Here is a 25598-nt window from a genome sequence, read left to right on the forward strand (position 1 = left end):
ATATTTTGAGGTCTAAGCGTTTCACTCTTGTAACAACAGAGCTAAGAACATCCTGAAGCGTAGCTAAGAAAAAATTTTCATAAGGCTTATTCCGAAAAAAACTTATGCGGTTTGTAAAATGCAGCACATTGTTCATCTCGAAAGCCTTTGTTTTGTGCGCTTTAGGGAGCGCAAAAAGGCTTGAGGAAAGTTCCATTCACTTTGCGACATACGGCGAAGTACTGCTGAAGGGGAGGGACGCGTAGCGGTCGATGAGCGACAGATTTTTGTCACTCGAGTGATTCAACACCGTTACGTAGCGTTAGCAGGTTGGTTGTCTCGATCAGGGTTCGGAGGTGCTTGAAAGCACTGATATTTCCTGCTCGGGTAAGACCTGCGAGACGAACTGTCGAGGGTGCGAGCGTCGCCACGACAACCCGATTGAGCCATGGGCTGCTTCGCGAACCAGTGCTGACGGTGGTCAGCAGCGGAGGATTTCACATGGCAACGCTCATCGGCACAGTTACCAAGGTTATTGGTCAGGTTTTCGCTCAAGGCATCGACGGCACTCGTCGCGAGCTGGTTGAGGGGGATCGCCTGTTTGCTGGCGATCAACTGATCACCGGGGCCGAGGGCGCGGTTGCCGTTCATCTGCAAAATGGCCAGGAATTGACCTTGGGTCGCGGCAGCAGCCTGACCATGACCGGCCAACTGTTGGCCGGCCAGGCAGCACACGTGAACGCCGCTGAGGCGCTGACCCCAAGCGACGCACAACTGACCGATGTCGAGCAGATCCAGAAAGCCATCGCTGCCGGTGACGACCCGAGCAAAACCGTTGAAGCCACCGCTGCAGGTCCGAATGCCCCAACAAGTGGGGTGCCGGGTGAAGCGGGTGGCGGCCACAGCTTTGTTTTGCTGGAGGAAGTCGGCGGGCGAGTTGACCCGATCATCGGCTTCCCCACTGCCGGCTTCAATGGCATTCCCGAGTTTCCTGAAGAACGCCGCAACGCAGTCATCGACAATGGTGACAACGGCGACGATATCGGCGCGCCTGTTGTCCCGCCGCCACCGGTGAACAATCCGGTCACGCTCGGCGGGCTTGCGGTCGCCGGCGGTGAGCTGAACGTAAACGAAGCCAATCTGCCCGACGGCTCTGCCGCCAATAGCGGAGCGTTGACGCAAAGTGGCAGCTTCACCGTATCGGCACCGGACGGTCTGACCAGCCTGAGCATCGGCGGCATCAACCTGATCAACGGTGGCGTGGCCGTCGGCTTTCCGCAGTCGATCACCACGCAACTGGGCAACACGCTGACCATCACCGGGTACAACCCGGCGACCGGCGTGGTCAGCTACAGCTACACGCTCAACGGCAACGAAACCCATGCTGCCGCCGACGGCGCGAACAGCCTCAGCGAACAGTTCACCGTGATCGCCGGCGACAGCAATGGCGACACCGCCACGGGAACGCTCGACGTCAACATCACCGACGACGTGCCGGTCGCGGTCGATGACAACAATGGCACCGCTTCCGAAACCTTGTTGACGCTGACCGGCAACGTGCTGACCAACGATGATCAAGGCGCCGATCGTGTGCCGGTCGGCCCGAATGCTGGCCCGATCACCCCGGGTACTTTCACCGGTACCTACGGCACCCTGGTGCTCAATGCCAACGGCACTTACACCTACACGCTGAACACCAGCGATGCTGATTTCAAAGCCTTGACCGGCGGCGGTAACGGCACCGAAACCTTCGCTTACACCCTGACCGATGCCGACGGCGATACCAGCACCGCGAACCTCGTCTTGCAGATCCATAACAACGACGATCCGGTGATCATCAACGGCCTCGATGTGAACGGTGGCGAACTCACCGTTTACGAGCAAAATCTCAGCGACGGCAGCGCGCCGGATTCATCCGCGTTGACCCAAAACGGCACCTTCACCATCACCGCATTGGACGGCGTTACCACGCTGACTATCGGTGGCATCGCCGTGGTCACCAACGGCATCGCCGCTGGTTTCCCGCAATCGGTCACCACGCCGCTGGGCAGCACGCTGACCATTACCGGTTTCAACGCGACGACTGGCGTGGTCAGTTACAGCTACACCCTGGTCGACAACGAAGCGCACGCAACCGCCAACGGCGCGAACAATCTGCCAGAGCAATTCGCCGTCACCGTGGTCGATGACAACGGCACCACTGCCAACGGCACCCTCGATGTGAACATCGTCGACGACCTGCCAAGCGCCGTGAACGACAGCAACACGTCGACCGCATCGGAAACCCTGCTAACGCTGACCGGCAACGTCCTGACCAACGACGTGCAAGGCGCCGACCGCGTAACCACTGGCCCGATCACCGCCGGTACTTTCACCGGTACCTACGGCACCTTGGTGCTCAACGCCAACGGCACTTACACCTACACGCTGAACACCAGCGATGCTGATTTCAAAGCACTGACCGGCGGCGGTAACGGCACCGAAACCTTCGCCTACACCCTGACCGATGCCGATGGCGACACCAGCACCGCGAACCTCGTGTTGCAGATCCATAATAACGACGATCCGGTGATCATTAACGGTCTGGATGTGAACGGTGGCGAACTCACCGTCTACGAGCAAAATCTCGGTGACGGCAGCGCGCCTGACTCTGCGGCGTTGACCCAAAACGGCACCTTCACCATCACCGCACTGGACGGCGTCACCACGCTGACTATCGGTGGTATTGCCGTGGTCACCAATGGCGTGGCCGCCGGTTTCCCGCAATCGGTCACCACACCGTTGGGCAGCACGCTGACCATCACCGGGTTCAACGCAACGACTGGCGTGGTCAGTTACAGCTACACCCTGGTCGACAACGAAGCGCACGCAACTGCCAACGGCGCGAACAATCTGCCAGAGCAATTCGCCGTCACCGTGGTCGATGACAACGGCACCACCGCCAACGGCACCCTCGATGTGAACATCGTCGACGACCTGCCAAACGCCGTGAACGACAGCAACACATCGACCGCATCGGAAACCCTGCTAACGCTGACCGGTAACGTCCTGACCAACGACGTGCAAGGCGCCGACCGCGTAACCACTGGCCCGATCACCGCCGGTACTTTCACCGGTACCTACGGCACCTTGGTGCTCAACGCCAACGGCACTTACACCTACACGCTGAACACCAGCGATGCTGATTTCAAAGCACTGACCGGCGGCGGTAACGGCACCGAAACCTTCGCCTACACCCTGACCGATGCCGATGGCGACACCAGCACCGCGAACCTCGTGTTGCAGATCCATAATAACGACGATCCGGTGATCATTAACGGTCTGGATGTGAACGGTGGCGAACTCACCGTCTACGAGCAAAATCTCGGTGACGGCAGCGCGCCTGACTCTGCGGCGTTGACCCAAAACGGCACCTTCACCATCACCGCACTGGACGGCGTCACCACGCTGACTATCGGTGGTATTGCCGTGGTCACCAATGGCGTGGCCGCCGGTTTCCCGCAATCGGTCACCACACCGTTGGGCAGCACGCTGACCATCACCGGGTTCAACGCAACGACTGGCGTGGTCAGTTACAGCTACACCCTGGTCGACAACGAAGCGCACGCAACTGCCAACGGCGCGAACAATCTGCCAGAGCAATTCGCCGTCACCGTGGTCGATGACAACGGCACCACCGCCAACGGCACCCTCGATGTGAACATCGTCGACGACCTGCCAAACGCCGTGAACGACAGCAACACATCGACCGCATCGGAAACCCTGCTAACGCTGACCGGTAACGTCCTGACCAACGACGTGCAAGGCGCCGACCGCGTAACTACTGGCCCGATCACCGCCGGTACGTTCACCGGTACCTACGGCACGCTGGTGCTCAACGCCAACGGCACTTACACCTACACGCTGAACACCAGCGACGCTGACTTCAAAGCCCTGACCGGCGGCGGTAACGGCACGGAAACCTTCGCCTATACCCTGACCGATGCCGATGGCGACACCAGCACCGCGAACCTCGTGTTGCAGATCCACAACAACGACGATCCGGTGATCATCAACGGTCTGGATGTGAACGGTGGCGAACTCACCGTTTACGAGCAAAACCTCAGCGACGGCACCAGCCCGAACACCCCTGCGCTGACCCAGAGCGGCACGTTCACCGTGACGGCCATCGACGGTCTGCAAACCCTGACTGTCGGCGGCATTGCCGTAGTGACCAATGGCGTGGCCGCAGGCTTCCCGCAATCGACCGTCACACCGCTGGGCAGCACGCTGACCATCACCGGTTTCAACGCAACGACTGGCGTGGTCAGCTACAGCTACACCCTGGTGGATAACGAAACTCATCCGAACGCCAATGGCGCCAACAGCATCACCGAGAACTTCAATGTCGTCGCGACGGACACCGATGGCAGCACCGCCAACGGGCAGATCAACGTCAATATCGTCGATGACTTGCCGAGCGCGCATCCCGATGCGGCGTCGGTGGCGGAGGGCGCCACTGTCAGCGGCAATGTCCTGAACAACGATATTGGCGGTGCCGATGGCCCGGCCGTGACAGGCGCGGTGGTTGGCGTGCGCGTCGGTGCCGATACCTCAACTTCGGCCATCGGTGGCCTGAACTCGCAGATCAACGGCACCTACGGCTACCTGACCCTCGATGCCAACGGCAACGCGGTTTACCACAGCAATCCCAACACGGTGAATGGCCCAGGTGCAGTGGATGTGTTCACCTACACCGTGCGTGATGCCGACGGCGATGAAAGCACCACCACCATCACCATCGATGTCTCCAACAGCAAACTGTATGCGGTCAGCGACACCGACGTCACCGTCTACGAGAAAGCGCTGGACCTGACCAAGGACGGCGTGGATCTGGCGCCCGGCACCGTCACGGGCAGCGACCCGACCAGCACCAGCGAAACCGCGTCCGGCACGTTGGTCGGCTCGGTCAACGGTGCCGTCGGCGCGATCAGCTATGCGCTGGTTGGCAGCGCCACCGGCAACTACGGGCAGATCGTCCTCAACCCCAACGGCACCTACACCTACACCCTGACATCGCCAGCGACCACCACACCGAATGCCGATGACGGTGCCAACACCCTGACCGAAACCTTCACCTATCAGGCCACCGATTCGCTGGGCAACATCGTCACCAGCACCATCGTCGTCAGCATCGTCGATGACGTGCCGCAAGCGATGAACGACAGCAATGCCAACAACGCCTCGGAAACCCAACTCACCCTGAGCGGCAACGTGCTGACCAACGATGTGCAAGGCGCAGACGTGGTGGCGACCGGCCCGATTACCCCCGGCACTTTCACCGGCACTTACGGCACGCTGGTACTCAACGCCAACGGTACTTACACCTACACCCTCGACGCCACTGACGCCGACTTCAAAAACCTGCAAGGTGGCGGCAACGGCACCGAGACGTTTACCTACACCCTGACCGATGCCGACGGCGATACCAGCACCGCCAGCCTGGTGCTGAACGTCCACAACAATAACGACCCGGTGGTGCTCAACGGCCTCGACGTCAATGGCGGCGAACTCACCGTTTACGAGAAAAACCTCAGCGACGGCACCAGCCCCAACACCCCGGCGCTGACCCAGAGCGGCACCTTCACCGTGACCGCTCTTGATGGCCTGCAAACCCTCACCGTCGGTGGCATTGCCGTGGTCACCAATGGCGTGGCCGCAGGCTTCCCGCAATCAACCGTCTCGCCGCTGGGCAGCACTTTCACCATCACCGGTTATAACCCGGCCACTGGCGTGGTCAGCTACAGCTACACCCTGGTCGATAACGAAACCCACCCGAACGCCAACGGTGCCAACAGCATCACCGAAAACTTCAACGTGGTAGCAACCGACACCGATGGCAGTACCGCCAGCGGTCAGATCAACGTCAACATCGTCGATGATCTGCCGACCGCCAAACCCGACACCGGCTCGGTGGCGGAGGGTGGCACGGTCAACGTCAGCGTATTGGGCAACGACGTCAACGGTGCCGATGGCGCGGCCACGGTGATCGGCGTGCGCGCCGGCAGCAATACTGCAACCTCGGCTGTTGGCGGGCTCAACAGCAACATCAACGGCGCCTACGGTTACCTGACCCTCGATGCGGCGGGCAATGCCGTTTACCACAGCAACCCGAACTCGGTGAGCCCACCGGGCGCCACTGACACCTTCACCTATAGCATCCGCGACAGTGACGGCGACGAAAGCACCACGACCATCACCATCAATGTCGCCGACTGCAAACTCATTGCCTCGGTCGATCAGGACGTGACTGTCTTTGAAAAAGCCCTCGACCTGAGCAAGGATGGCCAGGATCTGGCGTCCGGCACGGTCACCGGCAGCGACCCGGGCAACACCGGCGAAACCGCCAGCGGCACGCTGGTCGGTGCGGTCACCGGCGGCAGCGGCGCGCTCACTTACACCCTGGTCGGCAGCGCCACCGGCACTTACGGGCAGATCCAGCTCAACGCCGACGGCACCTACACCTACACGCTGACTTCGGCCCCCAAAACCTCGCCGAACGCCAACGACGGGCCGAACACCCTGAGCGAAAGCTTCACCTACAAAGCCACCGATGCGCTGGGCAACACCACCACCAGCACCCTCGTCGTCAACATCGTTGATGACGTGCCAAAAGCCGTGGCCTCGGATCGCTCGGTGACAGCCGTGGAGATCGATTCCAACCTGCTGATCGTTCTTGATATCTCCGGCAGCATGGCCGATGCCTCGGGTGTGCCGGGCCTGTCGCGGCTGGCGCTGGCCAAGCAGGCGATCAGTGCCTTGCTCGACAAGTACGACGATCTGGGCGACGTCAAAGTCCAACTGGTGACCTTCAGCAGCAACGCCACCGACAGAACCGCCGTGTGGGTGGACGTCGCGACAGCGAAGACGATTCTCGCGGGGCTGACGGCCGGCGGCGGTACCAACTACGATGCTGCCGTGGCGGTGATGCAGACCGCGTTCAACACCTCGGGCAAACTCACCGGGGCGCAGAACGTCGGCTACTTCTTCTCCGACGGCAAACCCAACGAGGGCGACATCAACGCCGCCGATGAAGCCGCGCTGAAAAATTTCCTCGATGCCAACAACATCAAGAACTACGCAATCGGCCTCGGCAGCGGCGTGAGCAACGCCAACCTCGATCCGCTGGCTTATGACGGCATCAACCACACCAACACTAACGCGGTAGTGGTCACCGACCTCAACCAGCTCAACTCGGTACTGTCGGGCACCGTGCAGGGCGCGCCGGTCACCGGTTCGTTGCTGGGCGAGGGCGGCACGTTCGGCGCCGATGGCGGTTTCATCAAATCCATCGTGATCGACGGCACCACCTACACCTATGACCCTAAAGCCCTCAGTGGCCAGGGGTCACTGATCGCGAGCGGCGGCGTCAATCACGGCACCTTCAACACCGCAAACAACACGTTGAGCATTGCCACCAACAACAGCGGCACGCTGCTGATCAACCTCGACACCGGCGAATACACCTACACCTCGCAGAAAACCACCGCTGTGGTGCTCACCGAAAATATCGGCTTCACCGTCAGCGATAACGATGGCGATCTGGCCAGCTCGACGCTCACCGTGAAAGTGATCCCCAATGCACCTCCGGTGGCGATGGACGACCACGTCATCACCAACGTGCTGTCGGGCAACATTGTGGTGCCGGGTGAGCTGTTGCTGGCCAACGACACCGACCCCAACGGCGATACCCTCAACGCGACACCAACCAGTTTCAACACCGGTTGGGTTTCGAAAGCGGCGGACTTCACCGGCACCGGCGCGATTAATTTCACGGGCACCAACGTCAATACGGCGGCCAACCAGAATCTGGCCAACGTCCGTAGTGCGTTCTCGGCGAACGCGGCAACCATGACCGCCGTGCTGGTGGTCAGCGGCTACCTGGGCGCCGTGACCAACAGCAATGCCAACGATGAAGACCGCATCACCGTCAACCTGCGTCAGGGTGAAACCCTCAACCTCGACCACAATCTGGCGGCCGGTAACGTCGGCATGGAGTACTCGATCAATGGCGGCAGCTGGATCGCGCTGGCGGACGGACAAACCCTCACTGCGACGTCGAACGCGGTCTACCAGATCCACATCACCAACCTTACCAACCCCTCTGGCGGCAACGTCAACGGGTCGGAAAACTACCAGTTGACCATGAAGCTCAACTACGCCGGGGCCCAGGACATCGCCCCGGACTATCACGGCACTTACACCGCCAACGATAACCACGGCGGCAGCGACACGGCCAACGTGAGCATCAGTTACCAGGACGGCCACACTCTCACCGGTACAGCAGGCGATGACGTGCTGGTGGCGGGCACCGGCAACAACATCATCAATGCCGGCGACGGCAACGACGTACTGACCGCAGGCTCAGGCAACAACGAACTGCACGGCGGCGCTGGCAACGACTTGCTCTACAGCGGCGCCGGCAATGACCTGCTCGATGGCGGCAGTGGGACCGACACCGCGAGCTACGCCCATGCGACTACCGCCGTCACCGTCAACCTCGGCCTGCTCGGTGCGCAAAACACCCTCGGCGCCGGGACGGACACCCTGACCGGTATCGAAAACCTCGTCGGCTCCAACTTCAACGACAGCCTGACTGGCGACAACAATAACAACGTGATCAACGGAGGTCTGGGCAACGACACCCTCAATGGGGGCGGCGGCGATGATTTGCTGATCGGTGGTTTAGGCAACAACACCCTGACCGGTGGGGCAGGGGCCGACACCTTCCAGTGGCTCAAAGGCAACAGCGGCCACGACTTGATCACCGACTTCACCCCCGGCACCGACAAGCTCGACCTGTCGCAACTGCTGCAAGGTGAAAACGGCACCACGTCGTCCCTCGACGACTACCTGCACTTCAGCGTCAGCGGCAGTGGCGCCTCGGTCATGACCAGCATCGACGTGAGCGCCATGGCCGGCGCCACGCCGAACCAGACGATCGATCTGGCCGGCGTCAACCTCGCCAGCCACTACGGCGTCACGCCTGGCGCCGGTGGGATGATTGCCAGCGGGCACGACACAGCGACGATCATCAGCGGCATGTTGAATGATCATTCGTTGAAGGTGGATACGGTTTGATCTGAGGCAGAAACGACAAAACCCGCCGTCCCGATCATCGGGGCGGCGGGTTTTTTCATGCCTCAGACAGGTGACCCGTGTAGGAGTTGCCGAAGGCTGCGATCTTTTGATCTTGCTTCTAAAAAAGTCAAAAGATCGTCCGATCGCGGCCCGAGCCTTCGGCAGCTCCTACAGGGAGGTATTTGCCCTCAGGCATAAAAAAACCGCCGTCCCGTTCAATCGGGACGGCGGTTTTTTGTTTCATCACGAAACGTCAGGAATCGCGGCGCACAAGCCGGCGGATTCTGGCGTAGCTGTAGGCAACGACGCAAGAATCTGTGGCCGAAATCCGTGTCGGCAGGTTTCCTTTAAACGTTTGTTGTTTATTCCGTGTCGACCTGCCAGTTCGGCGAAATCTCCGACGAGCGGTAGCAATACCTGTAATTTCTGACAGTAGCCGCTTTCTGACGATGCGCGCTAAATGAAGCCAGCCATTCGAAAGTTGTCGCAGTGCGACAGCTTGCGAACCAGCAAGCCTCAACATTCGTCAGGGAATACGTGCGATGTCAGCTCACAAAACGCCGAACGATGAAACGACTCTCCCGAGTGGGCCGCGTGCTGATATTCCAGCCCCCAAGGTGCCCTTGGTGCTGGATCCGAATGATCCTCTGGGGCTACTGCCGCTGCGAGCATTGACGCGGGATCTGGAGGTCACGTTTGAAGGCCTGGACTTCAGCACCTTTCCCGGGAGCGTCGATTTGGTGGAACTGGGTTTCATGGCGCGTGGCGCCGATTTCATCGCTGTCAATGAGCGTGAGTACCCATCCAGTATTCCTGTGCAACAGCCGCAAACCCTCACTATTCCCAGGAGCCTTTTAATCCAGGGAGCTTACGACGTTTCGATCTGCTTTTCTCCCAGCATGGTCAACCCTGCGGAGTCCCTGAGGAAAAGCATCACTATTGACACCACCCAGCCCAATTTTGGCCTCCAGCCCCATGCGGTCATTTTTCCTGACGAGTTGAACGGTGCCATCACAGAAAGTTATCTGACGCAACACGGACAGGTCATCGTCGAGGTGCCGTTTTACTTAGATGTCACAACGGGCGATCGAGCAGTCTATTTCTGGACGGACACGCAGGATCCGAGTGACCGCGAAGTTGAGATCGGCGAGCAGGAATTCAGCGAGCAGGAGATTATCGACGAGCGTTTGCTGATCACGGTGCATGCCGATGAGATCCGCGCGTGGGGACACGGTGATCGCTATATGTATTACCGGCTCAGGGATCGCGCGGGTAATACCGGGCCAAATGCGAGGCGGGCGGCGATCTTTGTCGATCTCTCGCCGCTTCCAGGTGCGCTGCTACCTCCCGAGGTGCCTTTGACGCGCAATTTGCTCGACCGTCAACAGGCCCGCGAAGGCGTTCAGGTGAAAATTGAACGTTATGATTTCGCGGACGCGGCGCATCGAGTCGCCATCGACTGGGACGGCACCGCACTGGCAGAGATACCGGTCGACCCCAGCGGTTTTCCGTTGGAGACCACTGTCCCGTGGACGGCCATTCACGCACGGGGCAATGGCCCTTCACGACCCAAAGTGAGTTATCGCATCCGTCTGGCAGATGGCAGCTACACCGCATCTTCGCCTGACATTTCCGTGGCACTGGACTTGACCATAGCCGGCCAGGATCACGTGGACGCCCCGGCATTGCTCAATGAAACCCTGGTCAAACTGGAAATTCGCGGGCAAAAGTCCGATCTCGCCAACCAGTTGCGCAGTGTGGACTTCGGACTGCCGGCAAGAGCGTTACTGGTGCTCTACGACAATCCTCAGCCTTATGAGGAAATCGATGTGTATTGGGGGCCGATTCCGACGCCCGTGGCGACTTATCCGGTGAAGGCGGGTGATGTATCAGGCAGCCTTGTCGAGGTTGAAATCCCCTGGGAGCACATCCTGCCAGAACTGCAGAATCCGAATTTGCCGGTTTACTACGTCACCCGCAATGGTGTGAATGAACAGTACTCACGCAAGACCGAAGTCAAGGTGTCGATTGTCATCATCGAAAACCTGAAGGCACCGACATTCCCTCATGCAGGAAAAGAAGGCGTCTTGCATTGTTGTTCCGTTCCTCGCTTGTGGGAAGGCGTTACGGTTCATATAGCGGGCAACCCACACTTCGCAGCAAGGGATGAAGTGATTGTGCACTGGCAAGGATGTCGTGGGCTAAACGGAACTGACCCGATTGTGGACGCCTATCACGAATTTTCGAAAATCATTGATCCTGCGGAAGTTGCAAATGGCTTCGATATCGTCGTAGCTGATTACGAGAAGTTGATAGCACCTATGGTGAATAACGGTTCGGCCCTTGTCTGGTACATCTTGTACAAAGGAGATGATGGTATAGGTCGGTCGCGTCCGGATTTTGTAATTATCAATAGAACCATGCCCAGTGGTGAGATCTGTTCGCCAACGAATGAGGTTTTTTGCCGGGAAGTGAATTCCTGAGCAAATAAGCAGTAGGTGGAAGTCAGGTGTGGCGGATCAAGTTTTTATTGATCCGAGCGTTTGGTTGTTTCGCGAGTATGAGTTTTCAAATATCTGCTTTAATGATCAGGAGATGGATAATGACTGTCTATGAAAAGAATGCTAAGGGAAAATCCGGCAGAGCTGCAGTAAATACCATCCGTGCCGCCAAATCGGCTCGAGCGATAATGCCGCCGGTGTTTCAGGGGTTGTTGCCATCTGTTCCAGGAGATGAAGATAACAAGTTACCGAAAGCTCGGCAGAATGTTGATAATGACATCGTTATCACTCTGCCGGTGTTGTCTCCTCCACCGGTAGACCGTACGCCGGTAGACTTGCGTTTGTTGTGGCAAGGTGTGCCAGTGGGCGAGCTCAAGGAGCTGGAAACACCGTTAAACCTTCAGGAAACACTGACGTTGCCTTCACTTTATACAAGTGCTGAAGGCCTGTACCTGTTGAGCTATGAAATGTTAGTTGTTAATGATCCCACCAAAGATATCCCCTCTGTCCAGATTCTTATTGATAAGACAGCGCCTAATCAGAATGGCAAGGGAGCGGTCATACAGCTACCCGCCGAATATGATGATTTGCGTATTACAAAAGAGCGCCTGGAGGACAATCCAGAGATTATTTTAACGATTCCTCTACACCCTGATCGAAGAAACGGTGATATTGCCAACGTCTATATGGGGGCGAGTTTCCCGGCCGCGTTTATTGGCGCCTATGTGGCCCCCGATGACGGCAGTAGCGCAATGACGGTAACACTGAAAAAGCTGCAGGTCGAAAACGGCCGCGAGGGCGCGCGAATCATCTATTACACCTGGACGGATCGTGTCGGTAATGAGGGGCCGCCCTCCAGTGAACTCAACATTGTTGTCGAACTTACTTCGGCCCCCGCCAACCTGAAACCACTTGTAGTGCCTGCGGCGGACGCCCCTGACCATCTAATCACCCTAATGGAAGCCTACCCCAATGTTGGCGTAACCATTGAGGCGTATGACAACGTAGGTCCGCTCGATGAAGTGGCTTTGCTTTGGGATGGAATTGCGCAATCACGCCAACGGGTCGTCGATGCAGGTTTCCCGATAATTTTCGACATTCCCTATGAGCATGTGAAACGAAACGGCCTCGGGCATAGACCTGTCTCTGTGCGCTACTCCGTATGGCGGGGGGATCAGGAATACCCTGAACTGACTGCGGTGCCTGTGTTTGTCGATCTGCGACGCCCAGGTACAGCGCCACCTGATCCTGAGAACCCGGAAGTCGGAAATCCAAACCTGGCACCTGTGTCGATTCAAGCGGCAAATACTGTCGAGCCCAACAAATTTGAACTGGACGATGCGGGGCATGATGGTACGGCGACGACAATTATTGATAACGTCCGCGTGGATGGGGATATTTATCAATTGTATTGGGGGGGCGTAGCTGTTCCAGGAGGACGTTATGAAGTTGACGGGACGGAATTAGATGATCAAGAAATAGAGTTCATCATTCCACACGATTTTATTACAGCTCAAGGTAATAATCCGGCAGTACCGGTGCATTACGAAATTACCAACCCATCGTTGTCGGATGACAACGCCAACCCGTCGTTACGTCAACTTGTCAGTGTCTACGTCGTTGCAATTACCCTGCCTGAGCCGGTGATTAACTTTACTGAATTCAAGCGTGGTCAGGAATATTTAACCTGCTCGTCATTAAGGTCTATTGCTGGTCAAGGGCTTGTAGCTGTAATCACTGTACCCGGGGGAGCGCCTCTTGAGGATCAAATGGAGTTGAAGTTTATCTGGGATGGTTTTGGTTGGGATGGCACGGCGCCTGTTCCATTACCGCCCTATGAATTCACAAAGATATTGTCCAACAACGAGCATCTAAACGGGTTCACAGTGTATTTACCATACGACAAAGCATTGATGCCGATTCAGGATGGCACGGGAAGTATCAGGTATCAGGCTACAGTCGGTGCGCGTGAGGAAACCTCGGCTAAGCACGAGTTGCGAGTCATTGCGCGCGATGGTGCTGGAGCTGTCTGTCGGATATTTTGATGAGTAAATAAGTAGTTCATTAAAAAGGAAGACGTCAGTCTTCCTTTTTTTATTTCTACTGTCGTGTTTGTTTGCGGTCTGGAGTTTCTGCAAAGACGTCGTGCGGAAGTAGGACGCCAGCTGTGGAGAATTCGCTATTCAGTATCGGACTAATCCTACATTCGGCGGGAAGTTTTCGCATTAAGCTGCCGGCGGCTAAATAGCCATCCTCATCGGGCGGCAAAAAACTGGAGCATGTTGTGAAAATTCTACGAACGAAATTGGTGCTTTTTTCTCGAGGGCCTATAACTTTTATGGCGCTTTCACCTCTGTTGTTTATCAGTCCACCCCTGATGGCATTGACAAACGTGGGAGCGGGCGAAAATGTAACTATTGTTGACAGTACGCCTGTTGATAATTATCTGGTGCGCAACGGCGGGGTGTTAAACACCGAAAATGCGCAAACCCATGAAGTGTTTGTACAGAGCGGTTCAACCATCAACGCTACAGGCGGCGCTTTTGTGGGGCGCAATCGCAATAGCGGCATTACCCTGACCAACAGTCAGGCATCACTGACCGGGGTAACGTTGAGCAGTGATGGGTCGGCGCTGACGCTGAGGCGTGAGATAGGCTCACCCACTGGTTCTTCTGCCGTGGTCACGGACAGTGTCATACGGGGCGGTAAATCGGGTGTACTGATCACTGGATTGAGTACGCTGGAACTTAACGGCGGTGAAGTCACGGGTTTGCTGGCGGACAGCGTCGGAATCGACATTTTCGCAGGCGAGGTTCGCGCCAACGGCACAACCATCAGTGGCGGCGCCAACGGTGTGCGGATGGCTGCAAGCAGTGGCAATCTGACTGACACCCTTCTGACGCTCAATGGTGCCACGCTGGAGGGACGGGAGTCGTCGGCCATTCTCGTTCAGGAAGGCGTTCAGGCACAGATCAGCGTTCTGAATAACTCGCAACTACTGGCTGGCAACGGCATTCTGCTCGATGTTCAAGATGCATCGGCGGCGGCCATGACGGTTATCGGCAGCGCGTTACAAGGCAATATCAACGTTGCTGGCGGCAGCACTGCCAATCTCACCTTTGATCAGAGTTACATGACGGGCGACGTACTGGTCGATGACAGCTCGAAAGCCAGCCTCACTCTGGACAATCATTCGCAGTTCACCGGTCGCCTGGACAATGTCGCCAGCGTCATCCTGGATAATTCTTCCCAGCTCACCGGCCAACTGGACAACGTTGACAGTGTCACTCTGCAAAATCATTCGCAGCTCTCCGGTCACTTGAGCAATGTCGACAGTGTCATCGTGGATAATTCTTCACGGCTCACCGGTGACCTGGAAAATATCGGCAGTGTCACTTTGCAAAATCGTTCAGGGCTCTCCGGTAACCTGGAAAATGTTGACAGCGTCACCCTGGATAATTCTTCCCAGCTCTCCGGTCGCCTGGACAATGTCGACGTCCTCGCCCTGGATAATTCTTCACAGTTCACCGGTCACCTGGACCATGTCGACAGCGTCACCCTGGACAATTATTCACAGCTCACCGGTGACCTGGAAAATGTCGGCAGTGTCGCCCTGCAAAATCATTCACAGCTCACTGGTGACCTGGAAAGTGTCGACGGCGTTACCCTGCGAAATCGTTCACAGCTCACCGGTCGTCTGAACAATGTCGACAGCGTCACCCTTCAAGATCATTCCCAACTCACCGGACGCCTGGACAATGTCGGCAGCGTCAATATCAGCAGCAACTCGAACTGGACGATGACCGCCAACGGTTCGATCGGTGCCTTGAGTCTGGATGGGGGCAGTGTCACTTTTGGCGCAGCGGATGCGCCCACTTCTTATCGCCAGCTGAACGTCGGTACGCTTTCGGGCAACGGCACGTTTGTCATGAAAGGCGATTTTGCCAGCGGTGAGCGTGACTTCCTGAATGTGACGGGCGCTTCGGCGGGTGATTTTGGTCTCGCAGTGGCTGCGTCGGGGCTGGATGCAACCTCGCCACAGCAATTGATACTGGCGCGTACCGCCACGATCGATGCGGCGCAGTTTGCCTTGGCGGGCAGCGGTGTTGTAGACGTCGGTACCTGGTCTTACAGCCTGAACAGCCGAGAGAATGACGACGGCGGCAAGGATTGGTTTCTGGATCCTGCCACCGAGGTGATCAGCCCGGGTGCGAGTTCCGTGCTGGCGTTGTTCAACACCGCACCCACCGTGTGGTACGGCGAGCTAAGTTCGTTACGCAGCCGCATGGGTGAATTGCGATTCAACGGTGGCGAGGCGGGCGGCTGGATCCGCACCTACGGCAATAAATACAACGTGGCCGCCGGGTCGGGTGTGGGCTATCAGCAACAGCAGCAAGGGTTGTCCCTTGGCGCTGATGCCCGGATCGGTGAAAGTCAGGTATTGGTCGGGGTGCTGGCGGGGACGAGCAAGTTCGATCTGGACCTGGACCGTGGCACTTCAGGCACGGTGAAAAGCTACTACGTCGGTCCGTATGTAACCTGGCTCGACAGCGAGACCGGTTACTACTTTGACGGCGTGCTCAAGTTCAACCGGTTCCGCAATGAGTCCAAGGTCAATCTCAGTGATGGCAGCCGCACCAAGGGTGACTATGACAATTGGGGCGTGGGCGCATCCGCCGAGTTCGGTCGGCACATCAAACTGGCTGACGACTACTTCATCGAGCCGTTCACACAATTGTCGGCAGTGCAGATTCAGGGCAAGCAATACACCCTGGATAACGACATGGACGCCGATGGCGACCGCATGCGTTCGTTGGTCGCCAAGGCGGGGGCCACGGTCGGGCGCAACTTCGCGTTCAATGATGGCGCCATCGCCCAGCCTTACCTGCGTGCGGCAGTCGCACATGAGTTTGCGTCGAACAACGAAGTGAAGGTCAACGACAATGTGTTCAACAACGACTTGTCAGGTTCTCGTGCCGAGTTTGGTGCGGGGGTGGCCGTCGCCCTGTCCGCGAAATGGCAAGTGCATGCCGATTTTGATTATTCAAAGGGTGAGCACATCGAACAGCCTTGGGGGGCGAATGTGGGCGTGAGGTTTAATTGGTGAGGTGCAGTTAAAGGATTGGTGTGCTGGTCTGTGACAATAAAAAACAATTTATCGGGACTTTCAAAAACCGCTGCTCTTTGACCTGAGCAGCGGTTTTTTTGTGTTGCCAATGGGGCGAACCATGCCCGCGAGCAGCAGGGGACGAAGCGGGGGGAGCAGTTAAAGGCTTCCGGATGCCGTGTCGCGACTCCTTCAGAGCGGTGTCGGTTGTCGGTGGGGCGGTTTGATTGATTAGACCTTTGCGTGGAGAGTTGCACACCTGTCAGATCTGACAGACGCGTGATGATTTCCGATGAATGGCGGGGCGCTTGCGGGGATTGTTGGAGAGTGACTCAATGCTTGCGCAGAGTTTTTTGCCGCAAAATGTAGACCGTGACAAGCACTGCGCTGGTCAACATGAACCCTCGCGCCCATGGGAGTGGCACCAGATAGCAAGAGAACAGAATGCTCGCCCACATCAGCCCGATCGCGTAGACCTTGCCCTTGAGTGGAATGCCGTTGCCATCGAGATAATCGCGAATCCATGGCCCGAGCCGGGGATGCTCGACCAGCCAACGATAGAAACGCGGAGAACTGCGGGCGAAACACGCGGCCGCGAGTAGCAGGAAGGGAGTGGTGGGCAAAACGGGGAGAAAAATCCCGATCACCCCCAATGCCACGCTGAGCCAGCCGATGGCCAGCAGGCAGTAGCGCAACATCAGGGGGCGGTTGCCTATGGGGTTGTCCATAGGCTGAATCTTAGTGGTGGCGTGGCTTGAGGATCGCCGGTTTTTCGTCTGGCGCCTGGCACAGCAGGTATAGCGCGGTCAGGGCTTCCGGGATCTGCACGATCATGTCGTCCATCAGATTGGCGTCACTGGCGATGTCTTCGAACTCTGGCTGCTCGTCGAACAGGCCCGAACCGACCATGATCGGCAGGAGCATTTCGCTGACTTCTTCTTCGGCAGTTTCGAACCAGGCGGCTTCACGCAGGAACACGCCTTCCATGAAGCCGATGCACCAGCCGCGCAATTCCGAATCGTCCGGATCTTCGCCCAGATCCAGCTCGCACGGCAGTTCGAACTCTTCGTCGGACGCCAGTTGACGGGCGATGTGCGCCTTGAGGCCGATCAGGGTGGCTTCGATCTCGGCACGCTGAGCTTCGTCGCTGTAACGCGGCTCTTCAGCGAACAGGGCGTCGATCCATTCACGCTCCGGGACGTCTTCGGAGCAGATCGACAACGCGGTCAGGTAACCGTGGGCGGCCACGTAATCCAGCGCCTCGTCGTGCAGCTCGTCGGCGTCGAGGAAGACTTGCAGGCGGGTCAGTTGCTCAGCGAAGGACATTACGTTGCTACCTTGGGGAATCAATAATGCGGGAATTCTAGGCCTTCTTGCGTGCTCAAGCCAGCCGCATGGCATTTTTACAGGGCTGACCCCGTGTAGGAGCTGCCAAAGGCTGCGATCTTTTGATCTTGTCTTTAAAAACAGAATCAAAAGATTGTCCGATCGCGGCCCGAGCCTTCGGCAGCTCCTACAAGGGCGCAAAGAAACTGTCGACGGGTGTCGCCCTGTGCAGGGGAGGGCTCGGGTATACTGCCGCGTTTTGCGATCCCTGCCCGCATTGTGGTTGTCGTGCAATGCGTTCTTACGTTTTGTTTAAGCGGCCCTGGCGGTTCTGAACCAGCCTGAGCAGGGATGTATCGGTAGATTTTTGGAGTTTTTATGCTCGAACAGGCACAACGCGTCCTCAAGGACATCTTCGGCTACGACAGTTTCCGTGGCCGCCAGGGTGCAATCATTGAGCGCGTGGCCAGTGGCGGTGACGCGCTGGTATTGATGCCTACCGGTGGCGGCAAATCCCTGTGCTTCCAGGTCCCGGCGCTGCTGCGCGAAGGCCTGGCGGTGGTGGTTTCGCCGTTGATCGCCTTGATGGACGATCAGGTCGCCACCCTCGAAGAGCTGGGCGTGGCGGCCGCCGCGCTGAACTCTACGTTGAGTGCCGAACAGCAGCGTGATCTGGCAACGCGGATCAAGCGCGGCGAAGTGAAGATGCTCTATCTGGCGCCCGAGCGTCTGGTGCAACCGCGCATGCTGTCCTTTCTGCAAAGTCTCGACATAGCGCTGTTCGCCATCGACGAAGCGCACTGCGTATCGCAGTGGGGTCATGACTTCCGTCGCGAGTATCTGCAGCTCGGGCAACTGGCCGAGTTGTTCCCGACTGTGCCGCGCATCGCGCTGACCGCCACCGCCGACAAACGTACCCGCGAAGAAATCGTCGAACGCCTGCATCTGCAGAACGCCGAGCGCTTCCTGTCGAGCTTCGACCGACCGAACATTTTTTATCGCATCGTGCCCAAGGAACAGCCGCGCAAGCAGTTGCTGGCGTTTCTTGCCGAGCGACGCAGCGATGCCGGCATTGTCTATTGCCTGTCGCGCAAGAAGGTTGAAGAAGTTGCGACATTCCTGAGCGATCAAGGCTTCCCGGCGCTGCCGTATCACGCCGGTCTGCCCAACGAGCTACGCGCCTTCAACCAAAAGCGTTTCCTCAACGAGGAAGGCCTGATCATGGTCGCCACCGTGGCGTTCGGCATGGGCATCGACAAGCCCAACGTGCGTTTTGTGGCCCACCTCGATCTGCCGAAATCCCTCGAAGCGTATTACCAGGAAACCGGGCGCGGTGGTCGTGACGGTCTGCCGGCGGATGCGTGGATGGCCTACGGTCTGCAAGACGTGGTGATGCTCAAGCAGATGCTGCAAAACTCTGAAGGCGACGAGCGCCACAAGCGTCTGGAGCAACACAAGCTCGACGCCATGCTCTCGCTGTGCGAAGAGACCCGTTGCCGTCGTCAGACGCTGCTGGCGTATTTCGACGAGCAGATGGCCGAACCTTGTGGCCATTGCGACAACTGCGTCGACGGCGTGCAGACCTGGGACGCTACCGAGCCTGCACGTCAGGCGTTGTCGGCGATCTTTCGCACCGGTCAGCGTTATGGCGTCGGCCATCTGGTCGATGTGCTGCTGGGCAAGGACAACGAAAAGGTTCGCAGTTTCGGTCATCAGCATCTGTCGGTGTACGGCGTAGGCAAGGCACTGAGCGAAAGTGAATGGCGCTCGCTGTTCCGTCAATTGGTTGCGCGTGGGCTGGCCGACGTCGACCACGAAGGTTATGGCGGCTTGCGTTTGAGCGACTCCTGCCGACCACTGCTCAAGGGCGAAGTGACCCTGGAACTGCGCCGCGATCTCAAACCGCAAGTCACCGCCAAGAGCGGCAGCAAGAGCCAGGCCAGCCAGTTGGTGCGCGGCGAGGAGCGCGAGCAGTGGGAAGCCCTGCGTGCGTTGCGGCGCAAACTGGCCGAAGAACACGGAGTGCCGCCGTATGTCATCTTCCCGGATTCGACATTGCTGGAGATGCTGCGCAGCCAGCCAACCTCGTTGGCGGAAATGGCCCGGGTCAGCGGCGTCGGTGCGCGCAAGCTGGAGCGTTACGGCGATGCTTTCCTCGAAGTGCTCGGCGGCGAGGTCGAGGCACCGAAAGTGGTGGCCGACGTGCGTCACGAACTCATCACCCTGGCCCGCGCCGGCATGACCCCGATGCAGATTGCCGGGCAGTTGCAGTGCTCGGAAAAGAACGTCTACAGCATGCTCGCCGAGGCGATCGGCAAGCAGCAGTTGTCGCTGGAGCAAGCCCTGGACTTGCCTGAAGAGCTGATGGGCGAAGTGCAGGACGCGTTTCTCGACGGCGAAGGCGAATTGCCGCCGGTCGCCGAAATCGCCGAACTGTTCGCCGGTCGTGTTCCGGAAGGCGTGCTGTATTGCGTGCGGGCCGCGCTGCAATCCGAGTTTGAAATGTAATTCGGGCCCGAGCCCCTCATCGGAACGCCGCCCGCCCAGCCCTCTCCCAGAGGGAGAGGGGGCCGACCGAGGTGTCTTGCGGGTTACATCGACCTGAAGGCCTGAGTCGATAATGGATTCAGTAAAGCCCTTTCAGGTCGACGAAATTCTTCAGCATCCCCCAATCAGTCCCCTCTCCCTCTGGGAGAGGGTTAGGGTGAGGGGCTTTTCAAGATGTAACGATTCAGTACAGAGCGACACTTGCCTATAGCTGCAGCTCATGCTTAGCTGACTAATAATTAGTTTTTCTCTATTACATCAGTCTAACCACGAGTGTTTTATGCCGTTAACCGATCAACACCGCTTTGGCATGCAGTTGGCCCAGATGTCCCGCGGCTGGCGTGCCGAGCTGGACCGGCGTCTGGCCGGCCTAGACCTGTCCCAGGCACGCTGGCTGGTGCTGCTGCATCTGGCGCGTTTCGCAGAAGCTCCGACCCAGAGTGAGCTGGCGCGAAGCGTTGGTGTCGAAGGCCCGACCCTCGCACGCTTGCTTGATAGTCTGGAAAGCCAGGGGCTGGTGCAACGCCAATCCGTGATGGAAGACCGCCGGGCGAAAAAAATTGTCCTTTGTGCACCGGCCCTGCCGCTGATCGAACAAATCGAAACCATTGCTACCAAACTGCGCCACGAATTATTCGACGGTGTCGACGAGGCGGATTTAAAGGTGTGCATGCGTGTTCACGGGCACATTCTGGCCAACCTGGAAAAATCTTGAGGCATAACCGCGTACCAGTTTTTTGAGAGATCGCACTGAGCAGACTATAAGAACTACTGGGCAATATCGTGTTCGTACCGGATGTGCGAACGCATAGAAGTCGGTTTTGCTTATTTAAGGGATGCTCATGCTCGCAAGTTGGCACATGGTACTGCGCGTTTACGCCAAGGGATTATTGGTCGCTGGCGCATTCGGCTATTCGACCTTGTCGATGGCTTTGGGGCTGGGCGAGATCTCGGTTCATTCAGCCCTCAATCAACCGCTCAAGGCCGATATCGCTCTGCTTGATGTTGGCACGCTGACGCAGAACGATCTGTCGGTGAGCCTGGCCACGGCTGAAGAGTTTGGCCGTGCCGGGGTCGAGCGGGTGTTTTTCCTCAACGACCTCAAGTTCACACCGATCCTGCATGGCAATCGCCAGATGATCCGGGTGACCTCCAGCAAACCGGTCAACGAACCTTTTCTGAATTTTCTGGTGCAGCTCAATCAGCCCAATGGCCGCTTGCTGCGCGAATACACGGTGCTGATCGATCCGCCGGGCTCACCGGGTATCGTCCCGGCTACCGATGAGCCAGACCCGCGCGCGCAATCCTCTGCATTCCCCACCGTCGAACCCGTGAGCGCGCCACCACAGGCAGCACAGGGCAAACGCGTCATGCCTGCCGCGCCTCAAACTGCATCGACGCCATCCAACGATGCACTGGCCGAACAACTGGCCGCCAGCGTGTTGCAGAACCAGCAGTTGCAAAAGTCCCTTGATGAGCTGAACGCCAGACTGCAGGCGCAGGATGTGCAGATTGCCGACGGCAGGAAGCAGGTCAGTGATCTGCAAACACGCTTGATCGAGCAGCAAAAGGCACCGCCCGCGCCCGCAGCGACACCGGCGCCAACACCGATAACTGCCGCTGCGCCAATCGAGTCCGCAGAGGACGGTTGGAATTGGCCATTGCTCGGTGGCTTGCTGTTGCTGGGGGCATTGGCCGGGTTGCTCGTGCACCGTCGACGCCAGCAACAGCAGCAGGGCGATGCACCGCTGCCGTTGTTGCCGGCGCGCAATGAGCCCGATGTGGACGAAACCGATTCCTCGCAAGAAACGGCCGAACCGGTCAGGACGCAGGCCTCCGCCGATCACCGTGAAGAGCCAGCGGCGGGTGATGTGCTGGAAGCCGTGGCGATTTACCTGGCCTATGGGCGCCTCGGCGAAGCCGTTGGACTGTTGCGCGATGCGCTGCACAAAGAGCCGGAGCGCACTGATCTTGGTTTGCAGCTACTCGAAGTGCTGGGGCGTCAGGGCGATAGTGCCGCGTTCGAGCAGCAGGAAAGTCATTTGCGTGAGCAGGGGGTTGATGCACAAGCCTTGCAGGATATCCGCGCTCGGCATCCGAAGCTGTTGGGCACCGCGCCGTTGGCGGCAGTTTCATCAGCGGCGATAGGCATTGCTCCGGTCATCGTCACCGCCCCCGCGTTGCCCGAGGACAATTTCGAGTTGAATCTGGATGCGTTGTCGATGGACTCCAGTTGGGATCTGGAAGATAGCCGTCCGGCACAGGCTCAGTCCGCAACAGATGACTCCAGCTACTCTTCCAGTTTGGAAGTGTTGCCGCAGGACTTTGACCTGCCGGAGACCGCGGCCAGTGAAGACGCGGAGCTTGAATGGATCCCGGAGCCTGAGGCGCAGCCGCTGGACGATGACTTCCTTGAAGCATTCACCGATCCGCTGCCGTCGCTGGCGTTGGAGCCGTTGGATTTACAGATGCCAGCGCCAGACGAGGCGGGGGCGGGGAAGCTCGAACAGGCGCAGACCTGCATCGATGACGGAGACATCGACAGCGCGATTGCGTTGCTCAATGAGTTGCTCAAGGACGGGGATGAGCCATTAAAGCAAACCGCGCGGACCCTTCTGGCAGGGATCCGCTGATCCCTTGTAGGAGCTGCCGCAGGCTGCGATCTTTTGATCTTGATTGTAAAAAGCAGGATCAAAAGATCGCAGCCTCGTTTCACTCGACAGCTCCTACAGGGTTTTGTCAGCAACGCTGAAACCTGTGGGAGCGGGCTTGCCCGCGATGGCAATAGTCCAGGCAACGTCCATCCTCAATCTTGATCAGAATGTCTGCCCAAGATTCAAATACACCGCCTGCTCATTCGCGTCATTGAGCCCGTAACTGAAATTCAACGGCCCCAGCGGTGTATCGAAGCCAATAAACACACTCGCCGCATTGATGTAACCACTGTCGAACTCGTTGTCGTTGTTCCACGCTCGCCCACGTTCCAGCGATCCGCCGGCGTACAGCGGGAAGTCCAGCGGCAGATACGAGCGCGGTGTCAGCCGGCGGTAATACACCGCCCGCATCAGACTGATGTTCTGCCCGGAAATAGCATCCTCGCGAAACCCCGACAGCTGCCGCGCGCCACCGAGCAGGAAGCTCGACGTCACCACATTGGTGTCGTCGAGGGTACGGCCATAGCGACCGCCCAGAATCAATGTGTCCGGTCCGCGGCTCATGGCTTTATCGAATTTGAATTCCCACTGCCGATAACGCGTATCCGAGCCCAGGCTTGGGTCGAATTGCAGGAATGTCAGGCTGACGTCCTTTCCTTCATGGGGGTAGTAGACGTTGTCCAGTGAATCGTAGGAATACTTCAGCGAATAGAAGCCTTCGTTGAAATTCTCGCTGGGCAGATCCTGGTCGCCAATACGCACATCGGCCTTGCCCCAGGCCTCACCGACGCCGAAGCGCACTTCGCCGTTGTTGCCGATTTGCCGGCCGACATTCAGGGCCATGCCGTAACGCTCGACGCGGTACTGGGCGACCGGATCATTGTCGAGCACCGCATCGACGTTTTGCGCCTCGAACACCACCGACGGCGCGATGAAGTAGCGCGAGCCAACGTCCAGCGGCTGATAGAACTCGCTGTACAGTTCCTGCTTGTCGCCAATCTGCACCCGCGTCAGCCATTCCGCGCCGAGACGATTGATGCCGTTTTTGCGGTAACTGGCACCGAGATTGAAAGCGCTGCTGCCGCGCATGTCGTCTGACAGGTTCAGGCCGACCCTCAGGTAATCGGTGCCACTGCGTTTGCCGCGGGCACTGATGACCAGGGTGTGATCCTGCCCCTTGTGCGCCACGCGGTACTGCACCTGTTCGAAGTAGTCGAGGCCGTACAAGGTGCCCATGTCCGAATGCAATCGACCCAGATCCAGCGGCTCGCCGATGTGTTGGCGAATGTAATAGCGGATCACGTCGTCGTCGACTTTCGAATCGTTCTCGACCTTGATCGCGGTGATGATCGGCGTGCGTTGCCCCGGCGCGCGAGCGGCATTGAGTTCGGCGTCCTGGGACTCGGCTGGCTTGAGACTGGCGAGGCGCGCATCAAGGATTCGGGTTGCGCGATAACCCGCATCGATCATTTCCTGGGCGCGGCCGAAATCAGTCACGCCGAAGCTTGCCAGCGCCGGCTGGATCAATACGTCCGTCGGTTTCAGCGCGGCCAGTTGTTCTTCCGAGTTGCGCCGGGTCATCAGGGTGATCGACTGGTTCAGCACATCGACCACGGTGTTCAGTTGCTTACGGCTGCGTAGCGGCGTACCGATGTCGACCACGATGGCGATGTCGACACCCATTTGCCGCGCGACATCGAGCGGAATGTTGTCGGTCATGCCGCCGTCCACCAACAGGCGGCCGTCGAGTTCGACCGGCGCGAACACCGCCGGGATCGACATGCTGGCGCGAATTACCTGGGGCAGATGGCCCTTGCGAAACACCACTTTTTCGCCGTTGGCGATGTCGGTGGCCACGGCACGGAAGGGGATGGGCAGCTTGTCGAAGTCTCGCGTGTCGCTGGTGTGAGCCAGCAAGCTTTCCAGCATCAGTGCCAGATTCTGCCCCTGAATCACGCCCAATGGCAGGCCGAGGCTGCCGTCGTCGCGAAAGCTGAGTTTCTGTTTCACCAGAAAGTCGCGGTCATCCTGTTTGCGCCGAAACGGCACGTCTTCCCGGGGCGGCGCATCGGACAACGCTTGCTGCCAGTCGATGCCAAGGGCGAGTTTTTCCAGTTCATCAATCTTGTAGCCCGACGCATACAGGCCGCCGACCACCGCGCCCATGCTGGTGCCGGCAATCGCGTCGATCTTGACGCCTTGCTCTTCCAGCGCCTTGAGCACGCCGATGTGCGCCAGACCACGAGCAGCGCCGCCGGACAGCACGAGGCCGACTTTCGGTCGCGGCGTTTCGCTGGCAATCACGAACAATGGAAGAAAACCAAGCAGCAGGCAGAACAGCAGACGGCGCATTGTGAGTCTCGG

The 25598-nt window shown here is 58.4% G+C and carries 10 protein-coding genes; 7 read left to right on the forward strand and 3 right to left on the reverse strand.

What is annotated here, in order from left to right:
- The first annotated feature begins 480 nt into the window (after positions 1-480).
- The 4 genes from ACA061_RS07020 to ACA061_RS07035 all read left to right on the forward strand — a co-directional run bounded on the left by ACA061_RS07020 (position 481) and on the right by ACA061_RS07035 (position 16707).
- Positions 481-9099 (forward strand): retention module-containing protein, encoded by an 8619-nt coding sequence (locus tag ACA061_RS07020; protein WP_497300949.1) that lies wholly within the window; start codon positions 481-483, stop codon positions 9097-9099.
- A gap of 542 nt (positions 9100-9641) precedes the next feature.
- Positions 9642-11582, forward strand: coding sequence for a hypothetical protein (locus ACA061_RS07025; protein ID WP_497300951.1), 1941 nt, complete (start codon positions 9642-9644; stop codon positions 11580-11582).
- Between the two features lie 119 nt (positions 11583-11701).
- A complete protein-coding gene (locus ACA061_RS07030; protein WP_497300953.1) occupies positions 11702-13645 on the forward strand; it encodes a hypothetical protein in 1944 nt (647 codons plus the stop codon).
- Positions 13646-13884: 239 nt separating this feature from the next.
- A complete protein-coding gene (locus ACA061_RS07035) occupies positions 13885-16707 on the forward strand; it encodes an autotransporter outer membrane beta-barrel domain-containing protein (RefSeq protein ID WP_497300955.1) in 2823 nt (940 codons plus the stop codon).
- Positions 16708-17039: 332 nt separating this feature from the next.
- Here the strand turns inward: ACA061_RS07035 and ACA061_RS07040 are convergent, their stop codons facing one another.
- Both ACA061_RS07040 and ACA061_RS07045 read right to left on the reverse strand, forming a co-directional pair.
- Positions 17040-17435, reverse strand: a complete 396-nt coding sequence (locus ACA061_RS07040) for a YbaN family protein (RefSeq protein WP_150617709.1) — start codon at positions 17433-17435, stop codon at positions 17040-17042.
- Positions 17436-17445: 10 nt separating this feature from the next.
- Positions 17446-18033 carry a UPF0149 family protein gene (locus ACA061_RS07045; RefSeq protein ID WP_150602977.1) on the reverse strand — a complete coding sequence of 196 codons (588 nt, stop codon included), beginning with the start codon at positions 18031-18033 and terminating at the stop codon, positions 17446-17448.
- Positions 18034-18411: 378 nt separating this feature from the next.
- Here ACA061_RS07045 and recQ point away from each other — a divergent pair, with 378 nt between their 5' ends.
- The 3 genes from recQ (at position 18412) to ACA061_RS07060 (ending at position 23213) form a co-directional block, all read left to right on the forward strand.
- Entirely contained in the window at positions 18412-20541 is a 2130-nt protein-coding gene (gene recQ / locus ACA061_RS07050; protein ID WP_150602976.1) for a DNA helicase RecQ, read from the forward strand.
- Positions 20542-20860: 319 nt separating this feature from the next.
- The gene (locus tag ACA061_RS07055) at positions 20861-21295 is read left to right on the forward strand and encodes a MarR family transcriptional regulator (RefSeq protein WP_150618563.1); all 435 of its coding nucleotides are present in this window, start codon (positions 20861-20863) and stop codon (positions 21293-21295) included.
- A 127-nt stretch (positions 21296-21422) separates the two neighbouring features.
- On the forward strand, positions 21423-23213 hold the full coding sequence (locus ACA061_RS07060; RefSeq protein ID WP_497300959.1) for a motility hub landmark protein FimV: 1791 nt from the start codon (positions 21423-21425) through the stop codon (positions 23211-23213).
- 183 nt (positions 23214-23396) lie between these two features.
- Here the strand turns inward: ACA061_RS07060 and ACA061_RS07065 are convergent, their stop codons facing one another.
- The gene (locus ACA061_RS07065; protein WP_497300961.1) at positions 23397-25586 is read right to left on the reverse strand and encodes a patatin-like phospholipase family protein; all 2190 of its coding nucleotides are present in this window, start codon (positions 25584-25586) and stop codon (positions 23397-23399) included.
- Positions 25587-25598 lie beyond the last annotated feature (12 nt).

It is taken from the genome of Pseudomonas sp. LBUM1668, assembly GCF_059695715.1.

Coding starts and splice junctions, on each gene's coding strand:
- recQ (WP_150602976.1), top strand. CDS start 18,412: ATGCTCGAACAGGCACAACGCGTCCTCAAGGACATCTTCGGCTACGAC.
- ACA061_RS07055 (WP_150618563.1), top strand. CDS start 20,861: ATGCCGTTAACCGATCAACACCGCTTTGGCATGCAGTTGGCCCAGATG.
- ACA061_RS07045 (WP_150602977.1), bottom strand. CDS start 18,033: ATGTCCTTCGCTGAGCAACTGACCCGCCTGCAAGTCTTCCTCGACGCC.
- ACA061_RS07065 (WP_497300961.1), bottom strand. CDS start 25,586: ATGCGCCGTCTGCTGTTCTGCCTGCTGCTTGGTTTTCTTCCATTGTTC.
- ACA061_RS07020 (WP_497300949.1), top strand. CDS start 481: ATGGCAACGCTCATCGGCACAGTTACCAAGGTTATTGGTCAGGTTTTC.
- ACA061_RS07025 (WP_497300951.1), top strand. CDS start 9,642: ATGTCAGCTCACAAAACGCCGAACGATGAAACGACTCTCCCGAGTGGG.
- ACA061_RS07040 (WP_150617709.1), bottom strand. CDS start 17,435: ATGGACAACCCCATAGGCAACCGCCCCCTGATGTTGCGCTACTGCCTG.
- ACA061_RS07060 (WP_497300959.1), top strand. CDS start 21,423: ATGCTCGCAAGTTGGCACATGGTACTGCGCGTTTACGCCAAGGGATTA.
- ACA061_RS07030 (WP_497300953.1), top strand. CDS start 11,702: ATGACTGTCTATGAAAAGAATGCTAAGGGAAAATCCGGCAGAGCTGCA.